The organism is Methylomagnum sp., from assembly GCF_054333355.1.
In genome coordinates, this window is sequence record NZ_JBTEKS010000312.1 from 1 (window position 1) to 5245 (window position 5245).

Here is a 5245-nt window from a genome sequence, read left to right on the forward strand (position 1 = left end):
GCATCTCATCGACTGGAAAGGCCACGACTGGACGCCGGACATCGCCCACCAGACGGGCCGCAAGGCCGCCCATCCCAACGCCCGCTTCACCGCGCCGTTGAGCCAATGCCCGTCGCTGGACCCGGAATGGGAGAATCCCAACGGCGTGCCGATTTCAGGCTTCATCTTCGGCGGACGCCGCGCCAATGGCGTGCCCTTGGTGTTCCAGGCGTTCAACTGGAATTTCGGCGTGTACATGGCCGCGACCCTGGGTTCGGAAACCACCGCCGCTGCCGCCGGACAAGTGCTGGGCCAGGTGCGCCGCGACCCCTTCGCCATGCTGCCGTTCTGCGGCTATCACATGGGCGATTACTTCAATCACTGGCTGGCCATCGGCCACACCATCGAGAATCCGCCGCCCATCTTCTGCGTCAACTGGTTCCGGCTGGACGCCGAGGGGCGGTTCATTTGGCCGGGCTTCGGCGAGAACATGCGGGTGGTCCGTTGGATCGCCGACCGCATCCAGAGCCGTTCCGGCGCCAACGAAACCGCGCTGGGCTGGATGCCCCGTTACGAAGATATTGACTGGACCGGCTTATCGTCCGTCACGCCCGAGAAGTTCGAGCAACTGACCCGCATCGACACGGAGGCTTGGCGGGAAGAGGTGAAGCTGCATGGGGAAATGTTCGACAAGCTCAAGGAGCGCTTGCCGCTGGAGTTCCTGCACCATCGGGAAGTGCTGGAATTGAGTTTGGTGGATTAAACCGCGCCCAGTTTGAACCATCAGGTTCCGCGCCTCGGCGTGGAATGCTTCGATCCATAGGCTGGGTGGAGACGCCATCCTACGGCCCTGCCTTCTCAGGTGGAGAAGTGGGAGTGGGCTTTAGCCCACGCTCTGGCGCGGCATGGTCGCGGGCTAAAGCCCGCTCCCACGGCATTCGTAAGCCCCGCCCGAAGCCATGAGGCGTCGGCGCGGGGCTTTTTCGTTTTGTTTAACCGGCTTTCCTCACCACATGAACCCCACGTCGCTGCTCGGGAAGACGTCTAGGTTCAAACCCAAATTCGGGAACACCGCCGCCAGTTCCCCATCTGACGCGCCGAACCAGCGGCCCAGCGTCGCACCGAATTGGGCGGTGGCGATTTTCGGAATCCACACGCCCCGGCCATTCGCGTCGTCCGGGCCGTTCAGGGTGTGGTCGGGCAATTGGCCGTAGATGCCGCCCTTCACCGTCCCGCCCAGCACGATTTGATGATTGCCCCAGGCGTGGTCGCTGCCGCTGCCGTTGGATTGCAGGGTGCGGCCAAATTCCGACTGGGTGAAGCTGGTGATGTTGTTCTCAAGGCCCACCTCGACAGCGGCTTGGTAGAAGGCCGACAGGGCTTGCGACAAATCCTTCAACAAATCCCAATGCTGCCAATCCTGCCCGCCGTGGGTGTCGAAGCCGTCCATGGAGCAGAAGAACACCTGTCGGCCCGGACCCTGCTGCGCCCGCAGCCGGATCATGCGGAGGATTTCCTTGAGTTGCAGGCCGATGCCGGTGCCGGGGAACTGGGTGGTCAGCGGCGTCAGGTTGGCGTTGGATTTCAGCGCGTCGGACAGGGCCAGACCGTCGGCCATGGCTTGGTTGGCGGCTTGCCGTACCGGGCTGCCCGCATCCAGGCCGAGCATCTGATTGACCGCCTGCCGCCGGGCGGTGCCAGCGGAGGCGGGCCACAGGCTCATGCCGGACAGGCTCAGGTTGGAGCCGGGCGTCACCACGTTGCCCTGCACGCTGTCGCCTTGCAGCAGCAGGGCCGGGGAGGACACCGACACCGCCGCCAGACTGTCCGACGCGACGCCGAATTTATCCAGCAAGCGCCCGCCCCAGCCGGTGCCCAGCGCATTGGGCTGGCCGGTCTGTGCTTGCACCGTCTGGTCGGAGTGCGAGTACAAATTGGAGGGCGTCTTCAAGCCCGCCAGATGCTCGGCGCGGGTCAGGGGCTGTTCCAACATGCCGGTGTTCAGCACCACCGCCAGCTTGCCTTGGCCGAACAGCGTGTTCAGTTCCGGCAGGCCGTAATGCAGCGAGTAAGGATTGCCGACCCCGTCGGTGATGGCGGGCAGCAACTCGCTGTCGGATAGGGCCAGATTGCCCCGGATATTGGTGTATTTGGCGTAGCGGGCGGCGTCGCGGGGCACGATCAGGTTGTTGCCGTCGTTGCCGCCGAACAGGTAGATGCAGACCAGGGCTTTGTAGTCGCCCGCCGTGGCGGCGCGGGCGCTGCGGGGGAAGGCCGCGCTCAGCCCCAGACCCATGCTCATGACGCCGAGGGAAGCGAGGCCGGCGCTCAGTTTCAGGAAGTCGCGGCGGTTGGGGGAGTGTTCGTTTTTCATGGCTGTTCTCTTATAAATCTGGTTTCGTGATTGCCGGGAGGGAAGGGCGGGCGTCTCGTCATGTCCGTTTAAACCCCTCCCCAGCCTTCCCAACCCCTCCCGGCCCCCCTTATCAGGGGAGGAGAGAGGCGTGGAGGGAGAAAGCCCCCCGGATAAGGGGGGTTGGGGGGTTATTAACCCTAGCGTTGCACCGCGAATTCGCTGGAAATCGCCGCGAGGTAGACCGCGCCGAAGGCCCGCTGGTTGGCGTCATACCCGGCCTGGGTGGCGGTCAGGATGATCTGGCGCAGCTCGTTGGACATCCGGCCTTGCAGCAGCACTTGGTTGACCTTCTCCACCAGGGCGGCGGGATCGTTGCCCAAGGCGACGAACTGACCCAAGTTGACGCTGAACGATGCACCCATCTGGTTGTACAGGATGTCATGGATGAAGTTGGCGCGTTGGATGGCGAGGCCCGGCGTGTAGATTTGGAACTCCGGCCCGAACATCCCCGGATGGCCCGGCAGTCCCGCCATGGGCGAATAGAAGCTGAACACCGTGGTCGGCGACAGCACTTGCTGGCCCAGGTTGCGGAAGATGTACATGAACATGTTGGGGTCGTTCACCTGCGCACCCAGGGCGCGGCCCAGGCTGGTGACGTGCAGGAGGGTGTCCTTCAAGTGGCCGTGCTGCGCGTTGGGCGGATTGGTGGCCTCGCTGTCGGTGAGGACGGCCTTCAACACCGCGTAGAGGTCGCCGCGCACGCCCTGGCCGTTGTTGTCGAACACGTTGGCGACGCGCTGGATATAGCCAGCGCTGGGGTTGCCGTCCGTCAACGAGCGAATCAGGCGCATGGCGACGAAGGGGGCCGTGTTGGGGTGATTGAAGACCGCGTCAATCACCGCGTCCATGTCCTGGGTGACGGTCTGGCCCGCCGGGATGACCACGCCGTTGATGATGTTCTTCACGCCCGTGTCGTGATTGCCGGGGCGCGGCTCCATCAGGCCGACGAAGTATTCATTATTGGTGGAGCCGGGGGTGGCGCCTGGCGCGGTGGGATAGGTCCAGCCGGTCAGGGCGCGGGACACCTCGCGCAGGGTATTCTGGTCATAGGTCGGAATGGGCTGGCCTTGGCCGTCCAGCTTCACGCTGCCGTCCTGGTTCAATTGCTTCAGGCCGATGGTGAAGAGCTGCATCAACTCGCGGGCGTAGTTCTCGTTGGGCGAGGTGCTGGCGGTGGCCTTCACGCTGTTGGCGAGGTCGAGATATTTACCCATGGCCGGGCTGAGGGTGATGTCCCGCAGCAGCGAGCGGTAGTTGCCGAAGGCGTGCTTGGACAGCAGCCGCACGTAGGGCGCCAGTTCCTCGCCGTAGATGTTCTTATTTGAAGAGATCACCACAATCTGGCTCAGCGCGAAGATCACCCGCTGCCGCAACTGGTCGGTGCCGCCGTACATATTCATGAACTGCTGGCTGATGAGCGGGCCGATATCGTGACCATCGGGCACCGTGCTGGCCGGCAGGTTGGCCTGCTGGGCCATCCAGTAATCGAAGCCGACCTGCTGCACCGCCGCGATGTCCGCCGGGACGGGGCCGAAGGTGGCTTGTTCCAGGAAGCGCACGGCGCTCAGCTTGTTCACTGGCGAATACGAGCCGGGCAGGGCTGGCGGAGTGGGCGCGGCTTCCGGGGTCGGGGTGGCTTCCGAGGGCGGAATCGAGGGATTCGGATCGCCGGGCGTCGGATTCGGATTCGGCGTGACTACGGGATCGCCCACCGGGGTGATGGTGTAATGGCCGACCTCGTTCCACACGTTGTAAATCACGACATCGACCTTGGTATGGCCGTCGCAGACCCAAGCGCTGGTTGGCATGCCGCTGGCGGTCTGGTTGTTGCCGACGTACATCTTGAAATTGGCATGGTCGCTGTTCTCCGCCGTGGCGGTCACGGACAGCGCACAATTGGCGGGCATCGGGACGGTGTAGTCCTTGACGCTCGGGTCGAAGGCCGGGGTCAGGCTGAAGTTGGCGACCGTCAGGCCGGTGAGCTTGCCACTGATGGGCGGCGGGGGAGGCGGCGCCGGTTGATCGACGGCGGTGATGGTGTAGCGGCCCTTCTCCGACCAGCTCTGGTAGATGACGATCTCGGCCTTGCTGCTGGCGTTGCAGATATAGGCGTTGATCGTGTTGCCGTTCTGGGCCGGGGTGTTGGCGATGTAGAACTGGGTGTTCTGGTCCAGCCCCTCCGCCACGGCGGTGATCGGCAGGCCGCAGTTACCGGCCACTTTGGGCACGGTGTAGTTCTTGATGTTCGGGTCGAAGGCCGGGCTGAGGTTGGCGATGGTCAGGCTGGTGAGCTTGCCGGTGGCGGCGGCCAGGGCGGCGTCGGCGGCGGTCAGCGAACCCAGCACGAGCAGGGCGGAGCCAAATCCCCGGCCCAAGCGGCGGACAGGGTCTTTGGGGGTATTCAAAGTGGTATGTGGTTGTTCGTTCATGGAGATAGCCTCGGGAAGTGTTGTCGGGCGCGACACAATGTTAGGGGAATCGAGGCTGGATTGATCGGGAATATTACCCACGATTGGGGGTAGTTATCGCCGGGGTATATGGCGGTGGGGAAACCCGTTTGTAAAAGTATTTATCGGGTGGGTAGGGAAATGATTGCGGTGTTTATGGGTAATTGTTGCCGGGTCCGTGGGATGGGTTGTGTTAATGGGAAATTTGTTATACGGAGATTTTTCAGCGTTTTCTTTATGGGGCTTCATTCATCCCGCAGGTCTTGACTTGACGGCAATGACGCCCCCGGCGAAGGAACGAGCAGAGGTGTTCGGCTCCTCGGGAGCGGCGTTGTCGCCGCCCCGTTACTCGCCGCGCTTGGCTTGAAGTGTCGATCGAAGCCTGTAGGTCGGGCATGGGATA

The 5245-nt window shown here is 63.4% G+C and carries 3 protein-coding genes; 1 reads left to right on the forward strand and 2 read right to left on the reverse strand.

Annotation, left to right across the window (positions count from 1 at the left end; all coding sequences use genetic code 11):
* Nucleotides 1–742: phosphoenolpyruvate carboxykinase domain-containing protein (locus tag ACXWUF_RS18000; RefSeq protein WP_458495986.1), on the forward strand; the 742-nt coding region annotated here is incomplete at its 5' end.
* Between the two features lie 243 nt (nt 743–985).
* Here ACXWUF_RS18000 and ACXWUF_RS18005 read toward each other — a convergent pair.
* On the reverse strand, nt 986–2353 hold the full coding sequence (locus ACXWUF_RS18005; protein ID WP_458495987.1) for a DUF1501 domain-containing protein: 1368 nt from the start codon (nt 2351–2353) through the stop codon (nt 986–988).
* Between the two features lie 179 nt (nt 2354–2532).
* Nucleotides 2533–4824, reverse strand: coding sequence for a DUF1800 domain-containing protein (locus ACXWUF_RS18010; protein ID WP_458495988.1), 2292 nt, complete (start codon nt 4822–4824; stop codon nt 2533–2535).
* Between the last annotated feature and the right edge of the window lie 421 nt (nt 4825–5245).

Excerpts from the sequence above, each read along its gene's own strand:
- ACXWUF_RS18010 (WP_458495988.1), bottom strand. The coding sequence starts at position 4,824 with ATGAACGAACAACCACATACCACTTTGAATACCCCCAAAGACCCTGTC.
- ACXWUF_RS18005 (WP_458495987.1), bottom strand. The coding sequence starts at position 2,353 with ATGAAAAACGAACACTCCCCCAACCGCCGCGACTTCCTGAAACTGAGC.